Origin of the sequence: Anaerovirgula multivorans (assembly GCF_900188145.1) — a bacterium.
Lineage (GTDB): Bacteria > Bacillota > Clostridia > Peptostreptococcales > Natronincolaceae > Anaerovirgula > Anaerovirgula multivorans.
On sequence record NZ_FZOJ01000003.1, the window covers coordinates 84,322 to 103,093 of the forward strand.

The following is an 18,772-nucleotide window of genomic DNA, read 5'->3' on the forward strand; positions in this document are numbered from 1 at the left end:
TTTTATTAATTTAACCTAAGCATCAACTATTCTATTAAACATCTTCTATCTATTTCTACAATATAATGGTAAATCCTCCAAAAAAACAAAAAAGATGGAGATTAACCCAGTTTTATCCCATCTCTGAATTACTACATAAACCTTTCCCTTGTTATTTTGAGAAAGATAAACTCTATTTTCTTATACTACCCCTATTCTTAAACTTTTTCGCCATTTCATCTATTGTCACATGGGTGTAGATCTGCGTGGTTGATATATCGCTATGCCCTAGAAGCTCCTGCACTTCCCTAATTGAAAAATCTCCACTTCTAAGTAAATCCGTTGCAAAACTATGACGGTTATGTAGAGCTCTACATAACCGTCATACACATGCGTCTATGCTTTTACTTGCTGGGGAGAACCCTAAAGTAGTCCAGGAGCGATTAGGTCATTCTAGTATAAAAATAATTCTCGACACATACTCTCATTTGATACCATCAATGCAAAAATCAGCTGCAGATCGCATGGAAGGATTAGTGGATTTTTAGAAAAATCACTTCTAACATTCTTCTAACGAAACTAAAAAACGGTGTAAAATGTTAAGAAACAAAAAACACTTTGAAACGTTGAAATATTAACATTTGTCTAAAAACTATAAAACAATATAAAACGTTGGAAAATAGCCAAAACTGGCAAAATACCTGTTTTGGTAAGGAAGAGGTTCAAAGGAATGGTTATATATGCTAGAAATATCAGCAATATATCCATTCCTTTATTCTCCTAAAATATCAATATCTATCTTTAACTAACCTTATACATTCTATAGACATACGCCTCTAAATTTTAATATACTAAGGGCTACATTTGCAGCCCACGGTTTTGGGCGAAACCGTAGCCCGTGTATATTAAAATTTAGTTTTAAAAGCGTATGTCTATATTAGTTCCCTAAAATTAGCTCTTGATCTGCCATAAATTCTTCCATAGCATTATCAAGGTATTCATTCACTTCTTCAGTGTTCAAGAAATCTGGCTCTAATCCATAGGCAGTAGATACATCGTCAGCATATTCAGACATTTGAGAAACCTCTTCCATAGCATTGCTCATTTTTTCAATTATGCTTGGATCAATTCCCTTAGGGAATGAAAGGAAATAAGCACGTCTAGCAACTAAATTATATCCTTGCTCAATTGCAGTAGGAACATCTGGGAATAATCCACTACGGTTTGCAGAAAATAATGCTAACACTCGGAAATCCCCTGAATCGATGTAAGGCTTCATTACTCCATATGGGTTTACATTTGTGTCAATTTGATTAGCTAATAGGGCAGCATTTCTATCCGAACCCCCACCTGCATCTACTTTATTAAAGGATACTCCAGCTATTTCTTCTAATAAAGCACCAACATAGTAGGTATACCCACCAATAGAGGAGGCGTATTTAAGTTGGCCTGGATTCTCTTTTGCAGCTTCTATTAAATCGTCTAATGTGTGATATGGACTACTTGCGTTAACTGCTAAAATATAAGAGTTATCCATTATACCAGCTGCTGCAACATCTAAGGCTTCATGGGCAAAATCAGTTACTCCTACTACCTTATTCATAAGCATTGAATCATGGAAAAATAGAGCAGTATATCCATCGGCTTTAGAATCTCTTACCTGAATAGTACCAGCACTCCCATTTGCACCAGCTACATTCATAACAACTACAGGTTGACCAAGAATTGGTTCAAGATACTTTGCATAGGTTCTTGCATGGAAATCAGTGTCTCCACCAGCATTAAACGGAACTATTAATTGAATTGGTTTAGTAGGCCATTCACTGCCATTTGCAGACGAAGTATCGTCATTTTCACTTGTTTCCTGTACACCTTGATCACTTGAACAACCAACAAATATTGCTGTTATCATAGCAACCAAAAGAATTAATGACATAAACTTCTTAATTTGATTTCTCTTTTTCATAATCATTCCCCTTTTTAATTATTTATTTTATATTGTAAAACTTATTAAACCTAAATTTTACAATGTAAAAACTAATTACTACAGCTTAATTCTTCCCTTTTATTGCGTTTATATTGAGAAACTATACTAAAGGTTAAGGATATTACAGCTCCAACTAAGAAAAAAACGGCTACAGGAGATGTAATAAAAGGCATAAAGCTTCCTTGAGAGAACATAAGACCTCTCCTTAAATTTATCTCTGCCATAGGCCCAATTATGAAGCCAAGGATAAAGGGGGAAGCGGGTATTTCCATTTTATTAAAGAAATACCCCATTGTACCAAACAAGAGTACAGTCCATACATCAAAAATACGGTTATTGATACCAAAAGCACCAATTACACAGAACACAAATATTGCAGGAAGTAAATAGTACTTAGGTATTTTCAGTAATGCTACAAAGCCACGAAGTCCATAGAATTCTATTAGTAGCATTGCTATCGATCCTAATATCATTGTAATGAAGATTGAGTACACAACATCAACATTTTGAATAAACATTAGGGGTCCTGGCGAAATACCTTGAATGGTAAGTCCACCTAGTAGCATAGCAGTTACTGTATCTCCTGGTATTCCTAAAGCTAGCAGGGGAACCAATGCCCCTCCGATAGCTGCATTGTTAGATGCCTCAGAAGCAACAAGTCCATCTATAATACCAGTACCAAATTTTTCTGGATGCTTAGATTTATTTTTTATAACACCATAGTTGAGAACGTTTGCTACACCTCCACCAATTCCAGGTAAAATGCCGATGCCTAGTCCAACAAAGGTAGAAATAAGACAGTTCCATTTTTGCTCAAAGAACTCTTTCAAAGAAAAACCAAAGCCTTTAATATTTTTAATATCTACCTCTATAGGCTTTACGTCCTTTAAATGTTTAGCACGTTCAGCTGTGATAAGAATTTCAGCTATGGCAAACAATCCAATAAGAACAGGTAAAATACTGAAGCCTGACATCATTTCTGAACTACCAAAAGTATATCGTCTAACACTGCCAATGCTGTCCATCCCAACTGTAGCAAACATAGCGCCAAACATACCTGACATTAAGCCTTTCACTATTGACTTACCCGATAGCCCAGCCATCATAGTCATAGAGAATATAGCTACAGCAAAGTATTCATAAGACCCAAACTGAATCGCAATATTAGCTAACCATGGAGAAATAAATATCAATGCAATTGTTGAAAGTAATGTTCCTATAAAAGAAAACACAATACCCACACCTAATGCTTTAGCACCCTCCCCCTTTTCGGTCATAGGATAACCGTCAAAGCATGTGGCAATCGATGAGGGAGTTCCAGGTATTCTAGTTAGAATAGCAGAGATTAACCCCCCAGAAATACCTCCAATATATAGTGATACAAGGAGAGTTATACCAGCTATAGGATTCATCGAGTAGGTTATGGGAAGAAACAAAGCTAAAGCCATAGTAGCACTAAGTCCTGGGATCGAACCAAATATAATACCTAGGGTAACTCCAAAAATAATCATGCCAATGCCCATTGGAGTTATTACTGCTTGAGCACCAATTATAAAAGATTCTAACATAATTTCCCACCTTTCCTATATTCCTAAGAAACCAATTGGTAATCCAAGATGCATAACATTTCTAAATAAATAGCTAGTAATTAGAGGTAATACTACTGAAAAAATTATCATTGTTCTATAGTTTTTCTTCTTGCCTACTGGTGTAAGAACATAAGTAAGCGAGAATAAAAATAATATCGAAGAAATAGTGTATCCTAAAATTTTCATTGAAGCAACATATAAAAGAATTAACCCAAATGTAATAAATACACTCTTGTTATCTGGTTTTTCTGTTGAATCAGTAGGCTCTTTCTTAGGTTCATATTTTTTTGCAGCATTAATCCCAACTATAACCTGCAAAGCTGAAAGACCTAGTAAAATAAATCCATAAACCTGTGGCATAAATTCTGCCCCAAGAGCCACAATAGTAGTCCTTCTTATAAACATTGAACCTATTAGATAAGCGATGGCACACAGCCCAACCACCATGCCTATTAACAATTCTTTATATTTCACAATACCTTTCAAATTCATTTAATCACCTATCCTTCCATATCGGATGCTCATATACTTCAGGATTACATACATTCTGCCATTTTTCTCCCCTTAGCACAGCTAATGTTCCTTCTACCGCCATTAGTACAGTTTTGGCTGTGGTTTCTTGGGTCTGAGCAGCAGAGTGGGGAGTTATAATTGCATTAGATAGCTTCATCAGGGGACTATCAGCTCTCATAGGCTCCTCAACAAGTACATCTAAGCCGGCTCCTGCAATTACATTATTTGAAAGAGCCACTATCATTTCCTCTTCATTAATGACATCTCCCCTTGCACAATTTATTAAGAATGCTGTTTCCTTCATAGCTTCAAATTGTGCCTTACCGAACATACCCCTAGTAGTGGGAAGAGATGGCATATGCAATGAAACAAAGTCTCCCTGTGAAATGGCCTCCATTTGATCAGCGGCATATCCATATCCCATTCCCGCTATAGTGGATTTGTCAACATAGGGATCATATACACATACCTTCATACCAATACCTGAACACATTTTTGCAAGCTCTTTTCCAATGTTTCCAAATCCTAATATTGAAACAGTTTTGTTTTGTAATTCAACAGCAGTATATTTATTACGAATTGCAAAATTACCTTTGCGGGTTTCGTTATCATAATCAACAATACTTTTACTTATGGAAAATATTAGGGCTAATGCATGCTCTGCAACTGCTCTGGAGTTCGCAGAAGGACAAATTACAACTGGAATACCTTTTTCTGTGGCTGCAGCCACATCTACGTTATCTACTCCTACCCCTGGGCGAGTAATTACCTTTAGGTTTGGACAAGCTTCTATTGCCTTTCTGTCTATTTTTCCAATCCGCAGAATAAATCCATCTGCAACCGAAAGTTCATTCATAATATCATCACTATCACCATTGCTGGTTACTACTACATCCGCCTTTCCTTCCAAAGCATCCATTCCTGGCTTATATAATGGATGTGATAAGATAATCTTATCCATGTAAGTTTCCTCCTCTGAAATTATAGACTAGCCTTTAATTGTTCATATTGTTCATTTATTTCTGCTATTTTTGCGATTATTTTTTGCTCTTCTTCAGGAAGAATTTGATCCTGTGGCTCTATAATACGTTTGTGAGTATATCCTATTTGAGATAGAGCAAATTTGTTCGCTGCAGTAGCATTCTTACTCATGCCAAGAATCTTTGATGTCTCTCTAATTAAGATATCGTACTTTGTAGCTAACTCTATATCCTTTCTTACACCGGCTTCATATGCTTTTACAAACAGCTCTGGAAATAGTGGCGCTATTGAAGGTACAAATCCATCTGCTCCAAGAAGCATACTTGGTAGTTGAAATGCTGTTGTACCCTGTAGTAATGAAAAATCTGTATTCTCAAAATGTGTTAAGCATCTCATAAACTCAGGGAATGAACCTGAACTGTCTTTGTAGCCTACAACATTGTCTATTTCGGCAATTTTCATAACTGTTTCTGCATTAAGTTTGATACCAGTAAACATTGGAATATTGTAAATCATTAAATCAATATCTGTTTCCTTAGCAATTTGCTCAAAATGTCGAATTGTTTCATTCTGAGATGTATGTCTAGCATAAAAAATTGATGTAATTACAGCACAAGTTCCTCCCAGTTGCTCGAGCTTCTTGATATTGTCAATCACTCTTCTTGTACTCGAGTCCAATACCCCAGACATAACAGGAACTCTAGCATTTACGTGATCAATTGCAATCTTAATAGCATTATCACGTTCATTCTGGGTAAGTGCCATGGTTTCTCCATTACTTCCTGCAACAAAAATACCATGAAGACCCCCATCAATACAATGATCCAAAATTTTACAAAATCCTTCTTTGTCAACATTCTCTTTCTCATCTACTGGTGTAATGATTGGTGGAACAACTCCAAAATATTTTTTGTTCATAATTTTTCCCCCTTAGATTCTATAATTTTATTTATTTTGTAATCTTGTAATGGCTAGACGTGCTCCATAATCTATAGCATTAACAAGACTTTCTTCATTAGCTGTACCCTTTCCAGCTTGATCAAATGCTGTTCCATGGTCTACTGAGCTGCGAATGATTGGAAGACCTAATGTAATATTAACACCACTTACAGCATTCCACTGTTTTAATTCATGGTTATATTGAAAGCCCACCACCTTTACTGGGATATGCCCTTGGTCATGATACATTGCCACAACAATATCATATTGACCTCCTAATGCTTTTGAAAACAGTGTATCAGGTGGTATTGGGCCCTCCACATTAACTCCCTCTAACTGGGCTTTTTCAATTGCAGGTATGATCTCGTCAATTTCTTCTCTACCAAATAATCCATTTTCACCTGAATGGGGATTAAGGCCAGCAACGGCTATCTTCGGATTATTAATTCCTAAACTTTTACAAGCCTCTTCTGCTAGCTTTATAACACTGCCAATTCTCTCCTTAGTACAACGATCACAGGCTTCCCTTAAGGAAACATGGGTGCTTACATGTACAACCCTAAGATTACCATCTGCAAGCATCATAGAGTAATCTTTTGTATTTGTCAGCTTGGCATAAATTTCTGTATGTCCACTATAATGATATCCTGCTAAATTTAGTGCTTCTTTATTTAAGGGACCAGTAATCGTTCCATCTATTTCCTCTTTCATTGCAAGATCAATTGCTTTTGCTATTGCTTCGTATGCAGCCTGACCGCCTGTTTTGCTTACCTCTCCCCTAACAAGGGATAATATATCTACATTATCTTGATCTAATACATCTATGATGCCAAATATAAATTTTGCATCTTTTACACTTGTAATAGCATTAATTTCTAACTTTTTTTCACAAATAGCTATAGCTTCTTTTACTACTTTAGCACTCCCTATCACTAGAGGGTGACATGCATCATAAATTTTTTCATGCGATAGAGCCTTTACAGTTATCTCAGGGCCTATTCCACAAGGGTCACCCATGGTTATTCCTAAAATTGGAAGTTTATTCATTGCCTCACCTCCTATAGTATTTCAAGATAAATATTCTTAATATCTTCTTTAGTAAGCTCTTTTCTGTTATTATCTAATAATCTTTTTACTTGGAAGGCAGACTCCACAAGTAGGTCTAAATCTTTCTTGCCAACATTATATTGACTTAAGCTTGTAGGAATATTTGTTTCCTTTACTATATCTTCGATCCGCTTAACGATTTCCTCCGCTTTTTCTCTGTTTGACCTTCTTATCCCCTCTGGGTTTACTATATCCGCTAACGTTGCCAGCCTTTCTTGACATGCAGTCATATTGTAGCGCATTACAGGTGCCAACAATATAGCATTGGATATGCCATGGGGAATGTGATATTGCCCGCCTAATGGATAGGAAAGAGCATGTACAGCAGTTGTTCCAGAGGAAGCAATTGCCACTCCAGCTAGAAAAGCTGCCATTAGCATATTCGTCTTTGCTTCCATATTAGATGGCTCATTATAGGCTTTGACAAGGTTTTCAAAAATAAGCTTTGCTGACTCCTTTGCAACTAAGTCACTGAAACAATTCGCCTTGTTAGAAGTAAAGCATTCTACAGCATGAGCCAATGCATCTACCCCAGTAGAAGCAATAATTGATTTTGGTAATCCAGCAATCATTGAACTATCTAAAATTACATAGTCTGCCAACATATTTATATTAACAATACCTACCTTAAGCTGTTTTTCTTCCACTGCGACAATTGAGTTAAATGTAGATTCACTTCCTGTACCACATGTGGTTGGGACCATAACAGTAGGAAGGCCAGCTTCCAAAAGACTATTGTCCTCTAATAGATCATGAATCGTGTAGGATGCTTCTTTCATTGATGCACATAGCTTTGCCATATCCATGACGCTACCACCACCAACTGCCACTACCAGTTCTCCATTTGATTCCTTCACCTGTTTGACTACCCTTTCTACGTCAGCTGTTCCAGGCTCAGGATGAAGATCACTTATAATATCATAGCTAACGCCTGAATTTCCAATGATTCCAAATATCTTTTGACAAATGCCGGTTTCCAGTATACCTTTGTCAGTAAAAACAATGATCTTTTTAGCTCTTTCCCGTGCAATAATATCAGTAAGCTTTTCTAAACTGTTCTCGCCAGAGTAGACAAATCTTGGCATCGTTAATTGATACTGTTTCATCATGATATTAACACCTCAATCCTCAAATTATTTATTACTTTATTTTATTAGCTAGTCCCTGTAGTTTTATGATGTATAGACTAGCTTTTTCTTGCGATTTTCAAGATACTCAACAACTTTAATCAGAGAATTCTTATCACCAAACCCACCAGACTTAGTTACAATAGTCATTCCATCTGCAATTCCATCGATAATGTGCCCTACGGGAATCCCAGAAAGAATTTCACTTTCTAAGTGTATTGCCTTTGCGCCTAATGCGTCAAGAATTTTTTGGGATGTATCTCCCCCAGAAGAAATCATGGTATCTACAGGTTTGTTTTCATATATTCGCTTTGCTAAATCTCCAATAGCATGAGCTACATGATTAGATTCAATTAAAGCTTCTTCAGAGTCCTTTAATTGTACTGTAAATCCATCAAAGAGTGTGTCTACTACTATGGCCACAAGCCTGCATCCGCTATCTATTAGACCGTTCACCTGAGACATGGTATTTTCAATTACCTTCTCTCTGTTCCCATTAAGTATTTCTCCTGTCAATACAGTCACTATAGGTATTCCTGTTTCTTTCTCTAGTACTTTCATCTGCTGTGATGTAATATTATTTCGTGATCCTATTAAAATTAGCGTGGTTTTATCTTCTTCGAAGGCATCTTCTTTGTTTTTCTTATTAAATACCTCTCTACCGCTTAAACTCAACTGTTTGGCTAATCCCGCAGATCCACATAAGACTGGAGGCGTTTTAAGGGTTACTGCTGCTTTTTTGATAGCATCAAGATCTTCATCATTCTCAGCATCAATTACAAAAACTTCAATTTCTTCCCCATCTCCCCGTTCAACTGCTTTAACAATACTCTTTACCCCTTCTTTTACTGTAGAAAGTTTTATGCTGCTTACCTTACGCTTCATATCGTTTGCAAATAGCTGTACTACATCAATTAATGTTTTATTTCCTTCCCAATCAAGAATCTCAAGCTTTCCATTTATAAGCTTTCGTCCAACCTCAGGAAAGCTTGTGGCTACTAAAGCTATTTTAGCTTTCCTTGCATCCATCACTGCATCTAACTCAACGCCAGGATTTCCTCGTACAATGGAATCAATTTTTTTATAAATATAATTAACCTTGGTATTTTGGAACTTTTTTACTAGATCATAAACTGTTTGGTATGCATCATCAGGAAGTTTAGCACGAGTATCTGCATTTATTGAGATCACATCATAGTTTTTCGCTGCTGTCTCTAAAAATTCTACATCGGTCCTTACAGTAACCAAAGTTCGAAAGCCTTGTTTAGTATATTGAATACCAGTGTCGCTAGCACCAGTTAAATCATCCGATATAATGTAGATCATTTTTCAAACTCCTTTTGTGTTATAATTTTTATCATCTTTTGATGTCTATTATAAAAGCAATAACCGTTCCAACTTTTTGATTTTTTGCAAAAAAAAAATAAAAAACCTCATAAAAGTACGATTATTGAGGTTTTTTAATGAAACCAAGTTCATAAAATTTTTACACTTTTACAGACTTTTCATAAAATATTAAATGGTGTAATACAAAATCAAATTTCAATGTTGCAAATTTGTAATGCAAATTAAAACAAAGTTGCAATATGCATCACGTTTTTTTCTTTTTCCTCCATAAAGTAGTTCGATCAATCCCTAAAACATTACAGATTTCTTGTTTTGAATTGTTATATTTACTTGAAATATAATCGATATATTTGCTTTCCAGCTCTTTTAAAGTGTGTTCCTCGTCAAATATGTTGCTTCTATTTGCAGTTAGTATGTCTGCACCCTCTGAATCAGATTCTAAAATGTTCTCCAATCTCATCTCATTTCCATCACAGGTTATAACCGCTCTCTCAATCATACCTTGAAGCTCCCTAACATTGCCTTCATAATTAAAACATTCTAAATATTCTAGAGCATCAGATGAAATGCCAATTGTATCCTTTCCATATTCACCACAATATAAATCAATGAAATAACTGGTTAGTACTTTAATATCTTCTTTACGTTCATTCAATGAGGGAATATTCAAGGATAATATATTGATTCTAAACAAAAGATCTCGTCTAAACCCTCCATCCAATACCATTGTCTTTAAGTCTCTGTTGGTAGCGCATATTATTCTTACATCTACTGGAATTACTTTATCATCCCCTACACGCATTACCTCTCTTTCCTGTATAACACGAAGAAGTCTGGCCTGTAGATCAAGGGGTAACTCACTGATTTCGTCTAAAAAAATGGTTCCCTTATGAGCCATTTCAAATATACCTGGCTTTCCACCTTTTTTTGCACCAGTAAATGCTCCCTCTACATATCCAAATAATTCACTCTCAATTAAATTAACAGGTAGTGCAGCACAGTTTATAGGCACAAAGGGACCTGTCCTCCTTTTGCTTGTATTATGAATAGACTGTGCAAAAATTTCTTTCCCAACTCCACTGGGTCCACTTATAAGCACCGAAGAATCATACTCACCATAAGTACGGGCTCTTTTTATGCATCTTTGCATAATACTACTTTTATGAATAATATCTTGAAAGGTATATTTAGCTACAAACCCCTTTTTACTTAATTCCAAACGAATTTTTTTCTCCAAACTCTGAATCTTTGTTATATCCTGAAAGGTTATAATACTCCCGGTATCATCACCATCTACAAATATAGGTACATGGTTTAGAGCTAGTTTAGTATTACCTAGATCATATATTGAATCTACCTTAATAGAACGAGAACCTACTAATTTACTTATTTCATTATCCTTAATGACTTGAGAGATCAGCTGCCCTTTAGCCTTTTCCTTTGTTTTCCCCAACATATTTTCTGCATTTCGATTAAACACAGTAATACGTCCATCCTTGTCCGTGGCGATAACTCCATCGCTAGTATAGTCAATTACTGCCATAAACCGCTGCATACGATCACTTTCTGCCTGGGCTGCTTTTAGTACACGAATAGCCTCCTTCATAGCACTAAGAACAGCTTCTTCTCCAGATTCTATAAGTAAACTCTTACACCCACACTTTGGAGCAATACGATTAACAACGGTGTCACCAACTACAACCTTGACCCCTTGTTCTACACATTCCCTGATCCGTGCCTCTACGGAATCAGTATTGTCTAGAGTTATCTTAATAACATCCATATCAGAAAAAAGTTCTTCAATAATATCATATCCTTTAATTACATTTCGATATCCAATAATGGCTAAAGGCTCTTTAATTTGACGAGTCAGTTTGAAACTTTTTAATATATCAAAGGCTGTTAATCCAACTTCTACAACAGGAACATCCACTTCCTTTAGTATAAGATTATATGTTCCACCCCTAGAAATCAACACTCTGGTTCCATTATCTACAGCTAATCTTGCCTTTTCCACACCTTCTTCAAGGTCACCCATCTCTACGTCAATTTCTTCAAATCCATGGATTTTAATTAAATGCTTAGCAGTTTTATAAAGATCTTCAAAAGGTGAAACAAATAGTATATCCTTTTTCATGTTTAATCCATCAACTCCTACATAAACATTGTGATTTGACCTCATTTAATGTTAAATTTCATAGGTTGTCCTCAACTAATCCAGTTCCAAGTAAAATCTTTAGAGGAAAAGATTAAAGCAGCGTAAGCTGATTTGATGAAAGTCCAATGACTTTCCACAAAAGCAACACTTTTTTCCATCTCTTTCGTAGATGCAAGTCTTATGTAATTTTTTAGGCCTCATCCTCAATTATTTCTCCCAGCACTTGTGCTACTGCCAGAACAATGGATTTGCATTTTTCCTCTTCATTATGACGATACTTTTCTTTTAACAGTTTGCAGTTGTTGGTTCCTAGCCTTTTTTCAACCCTATCGAATAGCTTTACTACGAGGTTTTTGATTTTTTCTCCCTCATGAGCTCTATCCTCTACAAACATAATACTCAGTGCCGCAATAGCTCCAGTGACAGCACCACAGGTTTCTTCTATCGCCATACCGCCCCCAAAGCCTGCCATCGTCTTTAAGGTATCCTTTGTAAGATGCAAATCGTAAGCTTCATTAGCCGCATATAAAATGCTTTCTGCACAGTTTAAATCGTATCCAGAATTATAGTACTTTTCTACCTTTTCCTTTAACATACTGCTCTCTCCCCTTTGTTAAATATTTTAAGAAGTAACAACTTTACAGTGTATCCCCTCAAAGTCACTTTATTAATTCTATTTGATCTTTCCGTATCTTCACTTCTCAGAAGAACCAAAGCTTTTTATATTCCGCATCCTTAAGAATCCTTCATCTTTGTCTCATGTCTTTTTTTCTTATCCATATTATATCACAATCTAAGACACTTATTATTGATTCCTTTACTGCTCTTTATTTTTTTCCCATTTCAATGTAAGATTCTTAACCGCCTTAGCCTCATCAACTCTTCTTACATGTGTAGTATAAGGTGCATTTTTCAATACTTCAGGATTTTCTTCTGCCTCTTCAGCAATTCTAATCATTGCATCTATAAACCGATCTATGGTTTCTAAACCTTCGGTCTCTGTAGGTTCTATCATGATAGCTTCTTTTATAATCAAGGGGAAATAAATTGTGGGAGGATGATATCCATAGTCCAACAGGCGTTTTGCTATATCCATGGTTGATATCTCACCTTTATACTTGGTAATGCCTCCTAAAACAAACTCGTGCTTACATACTCGATCTATAGGTAAATAATAATGATTTTTAAGTTTATTCATCATATAGTTTGCATTAAGAACAGCCTTTTCACTGACCTCCCTCAAGCCAGCTGCCCCCATCGTTAGTATATAGGCATAGGCTTTAATCACAACTCCAAAATGCCCATAGAAGCTCTTCATCTTACCAATGGTATGAGACCGATTATAATCTAGTATATAAGTATCCTCTTTTTTCTCTACCACAGGTACTGGAAGATACTTGATCAGTTTATCCTTCACACCCACAGGACCACTTCCTGGACCACCACCTCCGTGAGGTGTAGCAAAGGTTTTGTGTAAATTAAAATGCATCACATCAAAGCCCATATCTCCAGGTCGTGTAATTCCCATAATAGCGTTCATATTGGCGCCATCATAATAGAGTAATCCACCGGCTTCATGAACTAAATTCGAAATCTCTCTTATATTCTCTTCAAAAAGTCCAAGGGTACTAGGGTTGGTTAGCATTAAGCCTGCAATTTCATCATTTAATACTAATTTTAGCTCCTGGATATCAACTGCACCATTTTGGTCTGACTTAATCTCAAGAATTTCAAAGCCTGCTGTAGCTGTGGTGGCGGGGTTTGTTCCATGGGCTGAATCAGGAACGATCATGATTTTTCTTTTGCTATCTCCCCTATCTTCATGATAAGCTTTGATCATCATCAACCCAGTGAGTTCCCCATGAGCACCAGCTGCTGGCTGTAATGTAACTTTGTCCATACCGGATATCTCACATAGCATTCTATCCAAATCATACATTATAGCAAGGGCTCCCTGAACTGTTTCTTGTGGTTGATAGGGGTGAATTCCAGCAAATCCGCTGTGGGCAGCCATATCTTCATTGATTTTAGGGTTATACTTCATAGTACAAGAACCCAAGGGATAAAAACCTGTATCTACTCCATAATTCTTAGTGGATAATTGTGTAAAATGCCTTACCACATCTAATTCACTTACTTCTGGCAAATCAACGTCTTTCTCCCTTAAAAATTCTGAAGGAATCATTTCCTCCAATTCCATCTCATCAACATCACATTTTGGGAGATTGTAAGCAACTCTATTTTTCTTTGAAATCTCAAAGATTAGTTTATTATACCCCTGCATTATATCCCCTCCATTATTTCAACTAATTTGTCTATTTGTTTTTTGCTTCTTTTCTCAGTTACACAGAACAATAATCCATTTTGTATTTCAGGATAATCTCCTTCAAGCTCATATCCTCCAAGAATCCTATGATTCATAAGCTCTTGGTTGATTTGCCTAGTCTTTATATCCCTACTGATTACAAACTCTTTGAAGAAGGGCTTGTTAAACACAGGTTTATACTTGCCGCTTTTTATTATATTCTCTAATGCATAGTGGGATTTTTGTGTGCTTTGCATAGCTACTTCTTTAAGTCCCTTTTTACCCATAGTGGCTAAGTAAATGGTGGCCATCAAGGCATTTAATCCTTGATTTGAGCAAATATTTGAGGTGGCTTTAAATCTACGGATATGCTGTTCTCTTGCCTGTAGGGTGAGGACAAAGGCCCTTTTTCCCTCCACATCTTCAGATTGACCTACGATTCTTCCTGGCATTTTTCTTACCAATTTTAAGGTTGTGGCTAAGAAACCTAGATAAGGTCCTCCAAAGTTCAAAGGAATTCCCAAGGATTGACCTTCCCCTACCACAATATCAGCACCTAGCTCTCCAGGGTTTTTTAGTATTCCTAAGGAAATAGGATCTACATAATTGATAAGGAGTGCTTTGTTTTCATGGACAATCTTTTCAATGTCTGTTAGTTCTTCTATAACACCAAAAAAGTTTGGATTTTGTAGGATGATCCCAGCTACATCTGTATCCATGATAGATTTTAAGTGGTCAATATCAGTAACACCTTCCGTCATATTAATTTCTACAACTTGAATCTTTCTAAATTTCATATAGGTCTGGAGAACTTTTCTTACCTCTGGATGAACAGTTTTCGAAACGAGTAAGGACTTTCTTTTTTTATTTTCAACCGCCATCATGGCAGCTTCAACACAGGCAGTAGCACCATCATACATAGAAGCATTTGTTACCTCCATACCTGTTAGATTAGAAATCATAGTTTGATACTCAAAAATTGCCTGTAGGGTACCCTGGCTAATTTCAGCCTGATAGGGGGTATAAGCGGTATAAAATTCCTGTCGCATTGCCAAATGCTTTATAACAGAAGGAATGTAATGATCATAGGCCCCTGCCCCTAAAAAACAAGTCAAATTCTCTACACCTGTATTTCTATTACTGAGGTCCTTCATATGTTTAGCAAGCTCTATTTCAGAAAGAGGTTCTCCTAAATTTAGTTCTCTTTCTAAGCAAATTTCTTTAGGTATATCTTTAAATAAATCTTCAATTTTCTTTACTCCAATCCTATCCAACATCAGCTTTATATCATCTTTTGTAGTAGGTATATATCTATGCATGTTGATTCCCCCTACGGTAAAATTTTTTCGAAACAACTGTGGCTTCTAAAACCTTTTTTCTAATCTGAATTTTAATGGGTGTTCCTATGACTGTATATGCTATGTCAACCATTGCTAAACCAATATTTTTCTTTAGTGTAGGAGCGTGATAACCAGTAGTTACAAAACCAATATCCCGCTCCTCCACTATCACTCTATATCCATGTCTAGGTATACCATTTTCCTCCATAACAAATCCTACAATTTTTCTTTTTAGACCCTCTTCTTTTTGCTTTAAAAGGGCTTGTTTTCCAATAAAATGTGGTTTATTGAATTTTACAAACATATCTAGCCCCGCCTCCAGTGGAGTGATATATTCGCAAAGCTCATTGCCATAGAGAGGCAAAGCTGCTTCAAATCTCAAGGTGTCCCTAGCTCCCAAACCTATAGGCTTTATGCCCTTTTCTTTACCTAGCTCAATCACTTCCTCCCAGAAAAACTCTGCATCCCTAGGATCTAAATAGATTTCAAAACCATCCTCACCCGTATACCCAGTCCTAGAAATCAAACAGTTTGTACCAGCTATATTTACATCCCTCTTACAGTAGAAAAAGTCTATAGCCGAAAGCTTGGTTTCCGTCAGCTCCTGTAATACCTCCTCAGCCTTTGGTCCTTGCACAGCAATCTGTGCTACATTTTGAGAAATATTTGTTATTTCAACATCATAGTTTATTGCATTTCCCTTCATCCATTGCAGATCTTTCTCAGTATTACTAGCATTAATAACAAGTAGAAAGTGATGATTGCTAAACTTATAAACCAGCAGATCATCTACGATTCCACCATGAAGGTAACACATAGGGGTATACAGAATCTGATCTTCCACCAGTACCGATACATCATTGGTAATCAAGTTTTGAATATATTCCAATGCTTGATTTCCTTTTACTTCAACTTCCCCCATATGGGATACATCAAATATACCTCCAGCACTTCTAACTGCCGTATGCTCTGCTGTTATTCCCGAAAATTCTACTGGCAATGCCCAGCCGGCATAATCAATGATTTTACCCCCTTGTTTCTTATGCAGTTCAAATAGTGCTGTTCTTTTAAGACTATCCATTCGTCCCTTCTCCCTCCTTATTATTGAAAGTATTCTCTATATTTTTTATATAAAAAGAGGAGCATAATGACATATCAGTAGAATATGCCATTACACTCCTCTGTTTTTTTAGCCTGAGAGTTTCTACACAAATCATGTATTTCTCCTACGGCGCCGATTCCTCGGACTCTCCAGAGTTCCATTAAATAACGATCCTTTTGCCTGAAAGTTTCTATAAAAAGATGCCTCTTTTTATATTGCTTCTTCGGCTATCTATCAAAAGATATCTCTCGTTATTCTCATTTGGATTATATTTACTTGTAACAAATAACTATGGATTAATTATATACATATCAGGAAAAATTTTCAACAGGTTAACTGTTTTAAATTTTCTATCTACTATCTTATCTTTATAGAATTTAGTAATACAGAAAATAACTTACTTAATAGATTTCAGTAATGGAAAGTGACATCTTATATAAAAGTTCTATCTTTTAGAACCAATTATTGAACATAATGCCAAGGCTTCCGAACTAAGTTGTCCGCTAAAAACTAGATCGATTCATTTGCTAAAATCCATAAGACTCCTCAATTTGAATTTTTGTAAAATAAACATAAGTTAATATAACGCAAAAAATCCTTCTCTATATTGGAAGATAATATCCTTAGTTTGCATCATATGTTGTATAGTAATCATTATTGTAAAGGTACTAATAACAAGAAAACTCATGTAATTTTTCCTCATAATTACCCCCTTAGTCCTTTGTAATTTCACGCTGATACTATCCCTATTAATAAAGCTAATAGATGATTTTATACTCCGATAATAGTTTCTAAATATTTTCAACATAATTTGATTATTACTCAAATAGATACCTGTGTTTTCCATTCTCTTTTAGCTATACATATACTTCTACATATACTTCTACATATAAAACAAATTTCCTTTGCGTTTTGTCATAGTGTTACATATTTAGATAACTTTTGTATGGAAAAATGAAAAAGAGTAGCAAGTACTACCTTGCTACTCTTTTTCAATTAGATCTTTTTCTCCCATTTCAACTAATTTCTTTGTCATATTACCGCCAACTCTACCACCAATTTCAACTTTTTCATTCACTAGAGTATGGTTTTTATCATTAGTAATATTATTTGTTACACCTAATTCACGTGATATCTCTTCTTTCATTTCAATTAACGCCTTTGATGCATTAGGGTCCAATGGTTGCTTTCTAGCCAAAGCGATTCACCTCTTATTTTAGATTCATCCTTCAGTTATTATTATATGCAAAACTTTATTTTCAATACTTTTTTCTTCTATTACTAACATTACAAAAATACTAAATGTCATCAAATTGCCAGTCATTTCTCCAAATTATTATTGTTTTCCCCTATAATATGCCATAATACTATTTTTTTCAATCTTCTTCGAAAGCTGTTAAAATTGAATGGTACAGTAGGCTAGGTCATCTGGTACGATGATATACGAGATTTTTTCAGAAAGGAGGTGAAGATTATAAATCATTATAAGCAAAGCTTAAAATTAGAAATTGAAGACACTAGATTTAGATTATTAAAGCTGATCCAGGAAAAGCAAGATAATTTACTTCATAGCGAAGTAATAAAATTAAGTAAACAGCTAGATCAATTATTAGTAAAATACAGTCAGGATAGTACCAAGTAATAAACTAGTAATTGACTAGAAAATGATCTAGTCTACTGTACTTTAGTAAATATAATTACTCATAGTTCTTCCCTCAACTACATGTACAGTAGGTTGAGAAATTTTTTCTTCAGTAATGTTAATTAATTGAATTTTCTTAATCTTTCAACGAAATTAAGATGTTTTAATAAATATTTTGGGTATTTTTACGCTAAAGAAACACTACCTATAATAATTGTGGTAGTGTTACTAAGTAAATATACTAGAAAGTATAGTTTTTTTATTATACTAACAAACCTAAATTGCTTTCTCTTCTTTAGACATGCATTCTTTACATATTATATCTCGAGGTCCACCTTTTACATCCAACATCTTTCCACATTTTTTGCACATCACACAGCACATTGTCATTATTTCTTCTGTCCCTTCACTAACTGGTTTTCCTTTATTGTCATAACCTATTATAGTGCTTTTTTCTATATCTAACATGACCCCTCACCCCTTCAATGTATACTTATTATATTATATGCAATGGAAGCTTTTTTGCTATTCCTTGATGTAAATCCTTTAGAAGTTTTTGTCATGGAAGCTACTCAATATTTATAGCTTAATTACTATGTTTTCTTTTATATTAATAGTTGATATGTTAAATGATATTTTACATGAAATAGTTGGAA

Annotated in this window: 17 protein-coding genes, 2 pseudogenes and 2 riboswitches; of the genes and pseudogenes, 2 read left to right on the forward strand and 17 right to left on the reverse strand. The window is 35.4% G+C overall.

The window, feature by feature from the left end; genetic code table 11:
* Positions 1–172 precede the first annotated feature (172 nt).
* Positions 173–325: pseudogene (locus tag CHB72_RS04105) on the reverse strand (tyrosine-type recombinase/integrase); the annotation flags it as partial.
* A gap of 46 nt (positions 326–371) precedes the next feature.
* Here CHB72_RS04105 and CHB72_RS28195 point away from each other — a divergent pair.
* A pseudogene (locus tag CHB72_RS28195) lies at positions 372–527 on the forward strand (hypothetical protein); the annotation flags it as partial.
* 389 nt (positions 528–916) lie between these two features.
* On the opposite strand, the gene CHB72_RS04115 reads toward CHB72_RS28195, so the two are convergent.
* The 15 genes from CHB72_RS04115 to CHB72_RS04180 all read right to left on the reverse strand — a co-directional run bounded on the left by CHB72_RS04115 (position 917) and on the right by CHB72_RS04180 (position 17,672).
* Positions 917–1,945 carry a tripartite tricarboxylate transporter substrate binding protein gene (locus CHB72_RS04115; RefSeq protein ID WP_207652493.1) on the reverse strand — a complete coding sequence of 343 codons (1,029 nt, stop codon included), beginning with the start codon at positions 1,943–1,945 and terminating at the stop codon, positions 917–919.
* Between the two features lie 71 nt (positions 1,946–2,016).
* Positions 2,017–3,534: a tripartite tricarboxylate transporter permease gene (locus CHB72_RS04120; RefSeq protein WP_089281601.1), complete on the reverse strand. Its 1,518-nt coding sequence runs from the start codon at positions 3,532–3,534 to the stop codon at positions 2,017–2,019.
* A 15-nt stretch (positions 3,535–3,549) separates the two neighbouring features.
* Complete coding sequence (locus CHB72_RS04125; RefSeq protein WP_089281602.1) at positions 3,550–4,047, reverse strand: tripartite tricarboxylate transporter TctB family protein; 498 nt, start codon at positions 4,045–4,047, stop codon at positions 3,550–3,552.
* 4 nt (positions 4,048–4,051) lie between these two features.
* Positions 4,052–5,029, reverse strand: a complete 978-nt coding sequence (locus CHB72_RS04130; protein ID WP_089281603.1) for a hydroxyacid dehydrogenase — start codon at positions 5,027–5,029, stop codon at positions 4,052–4,054.
* A 20-nt stretch (positions 5,030–5,049) separates the two neighbouring features.
* Positions 5,050–5,967: a dihydrodipicolinate synthase family protein gene (locus tag CHB72_RS04135; RefSeq protein WP_089281604.1), complete on the reverse strand. Its 918-nt coding sequence runs from the start codon at positions 5,965–5,967 to the stop codon at positions 5,050–5,052.
* A gap of 27 nt (positions 5,968–5,994) precedes the next feature.
* Positions 5,995–7,035 (reverse strand): 4-hydroxythreonine-4-phosphate dehydrogenase PdxA, encoded by a 1,041-nt coding sequence (gene pdxA / locus CHB72_RS04140; RefSeq protein WP_176431186.1) that lies wholly within the window; start codon positions 7,033–7,035, stop codon positions 5,995–5,997.
* 11 nt (positions 7,036–7,046) lie between these two features.
* The gene (locus tag CHB72_RS04145) at positions 7,047–8,204 is read right to left on the reverse strand and encodes an iron-containing alcohol dehydrogenase (RefSeq protein ID WP_207652494.1); all 1,158 of its coding nucleotides are present in this window, start codon (positions 8,202–8,204) and stop codon (positions 7,047–7,049) included.
* Positions 8,205–8,267: 63 nt separating this feature from the next.
* Positions 8,268–9,548 carry a four-carbon acid sugar kinase family protein gene (locus tag CHB72_RS04150; RefSeq protein ID WP_089281605.1) on the reverse strand — a complete coding sequence of 427 codons (1,281 nt, stop codon included), beginning with the start codon at positions 9,546–9,548 and terminating at the stop codon, positions 8,268–8,270.
* Between the two features lie 265 nt (positions 9,549–9,813).
* Positions 9,814–11,706, reverse strand: coding sequence for a sigma-54-dependent Fis family transcriptional regulator (locus CHB72_RS04155; RefSeq protein WP_207652495.1), 1,893 nt, complete (start codon positions 11,704–11,706; stop codon positions 9,814–9,816).
* Positions 11,707–11,917: 211 nt separating this feature from the next.
* A complete protein-coding gene (locus tag CHB72_RS04160) occupies positions 11,918–12,322 on the reverse strand; it encodes a C-GCAxxG-C-C family (seleno)protein (RefSeq protein ID WP_089281607.1) in 405 nt (134 codons plus the stop codon).
* A gap of 222 nt (positions 12,323–12,544) precedes the next feature.
* On the reverse strand, positions 12,545–14,011 hold the full coding sequence (gcvPB, locus tag CHB72_RS04165; RefSeq protein WP_089281608.1) for an aminomethyl-transferring glycine dehydrogenase subunit GcvPB: 1,467 nt from the start codon (positions 14,009–14,011) through the stop codon (positions 12,545–12,547).
* Entirely contained in the window at positions 14,011–15,351 is a 1,341-nt protein-coding gene (gene gcvPA, locus CHB72_RS04170) for an aminomethyl-transferring glycine dehydrogenase subunit GcvPA (RefSeq protein ID WP_089281609.1), read from the reverse strand. The genes gcvPB and gcvPA overlap by 1 nt, the downstream gene beginning before the upstream one ends.
* A complete protein-coding gene (gene gcvT / locus CHB72_RS04175; RefSeq protein ID WP_089281610.1) occupies positions 15,344–16,453 on the reverse strand; it encodes a glycine cleavage system aminomethyltransferase GcvT in 1,110 nt (369 codons plus the stop codon). Before gcvT ends, gcvPA begins: the two co-directional genes overlap by 8 nt.
* A gap of 98 nt (positions 16,454–16,551) precedes the next feature.
* Positions 16,552–16,629: riboswitch (glycine riboswitch) on the reverse strand.
* A 3-nt stretch (positions 16,630–16,632) separates the two neighbouring features.
* A riboswitch (glycine riboswitch) is annotated at positions 16,633–16,735 on the reverse strand.
* 316 nt (positions 16,736–17,051) lie between these two features.
* Positions 17,052–17,177 carry a hypothetical protein gene (locus CHB72_RS27690; RefSeq protein WP_278277809.1) on the reverse strand — a complete coding sequence of 42 codons (126 nt, stop codon included), beginning with the start codon at positions 17,175–17,177 and terminating at the stop codon, positions 17,052–17,054.
* A 279-nt stretch (positions 17,178–17,456) separates the two neighbouring features.
* Complete coding sequence (locus CHB72_RS04180) at positions 17,457–17,672, reverse strand: alpha/beta-type small acid-soluble spore protein (protein ID WP_089281611.1); 216 nt, start codon at positions 17,670–17,672, stop codon at positions 17,457–17,459.
* A 267-nt stretch (positions 17,673–17,939) separates the two neighbouring features.
* Between CHB72_RS04180 and CHB72_RS28200 the strand changes: the two genes are divergently transcribed.
* Positions 17,940–18,116: an aspartyl-phosphate phosphatase Spo0E family protein gene (locus tag CHB72_RS28200; protein WP_176431187.1), complete on the forward strand. Its 177-nt coding sequence runs from the start codon at positions 17,940–17,942 to the stop codon at positions 18,114–18,116.
* 276 nt (positions 18,117–18,392) lie between these two features.
* Here CHB72_RS28200 and CHB72_RS04190 read toward each other — a convergent pair whose 3' ends face one another.
* Positions 18,393–18,584 (reverse strand): hypothetical protein, encoded by a 192-nt coding sequence (locus CHB72_RS04190; RefSeq protein ID WP_089281613.1) that lies wholly within the window; start codon positions 18,582–18,584, stop codon positions 18,393–18,395.
* Positions 18,585–18,772: the final 188 nt, after the last annotated feature.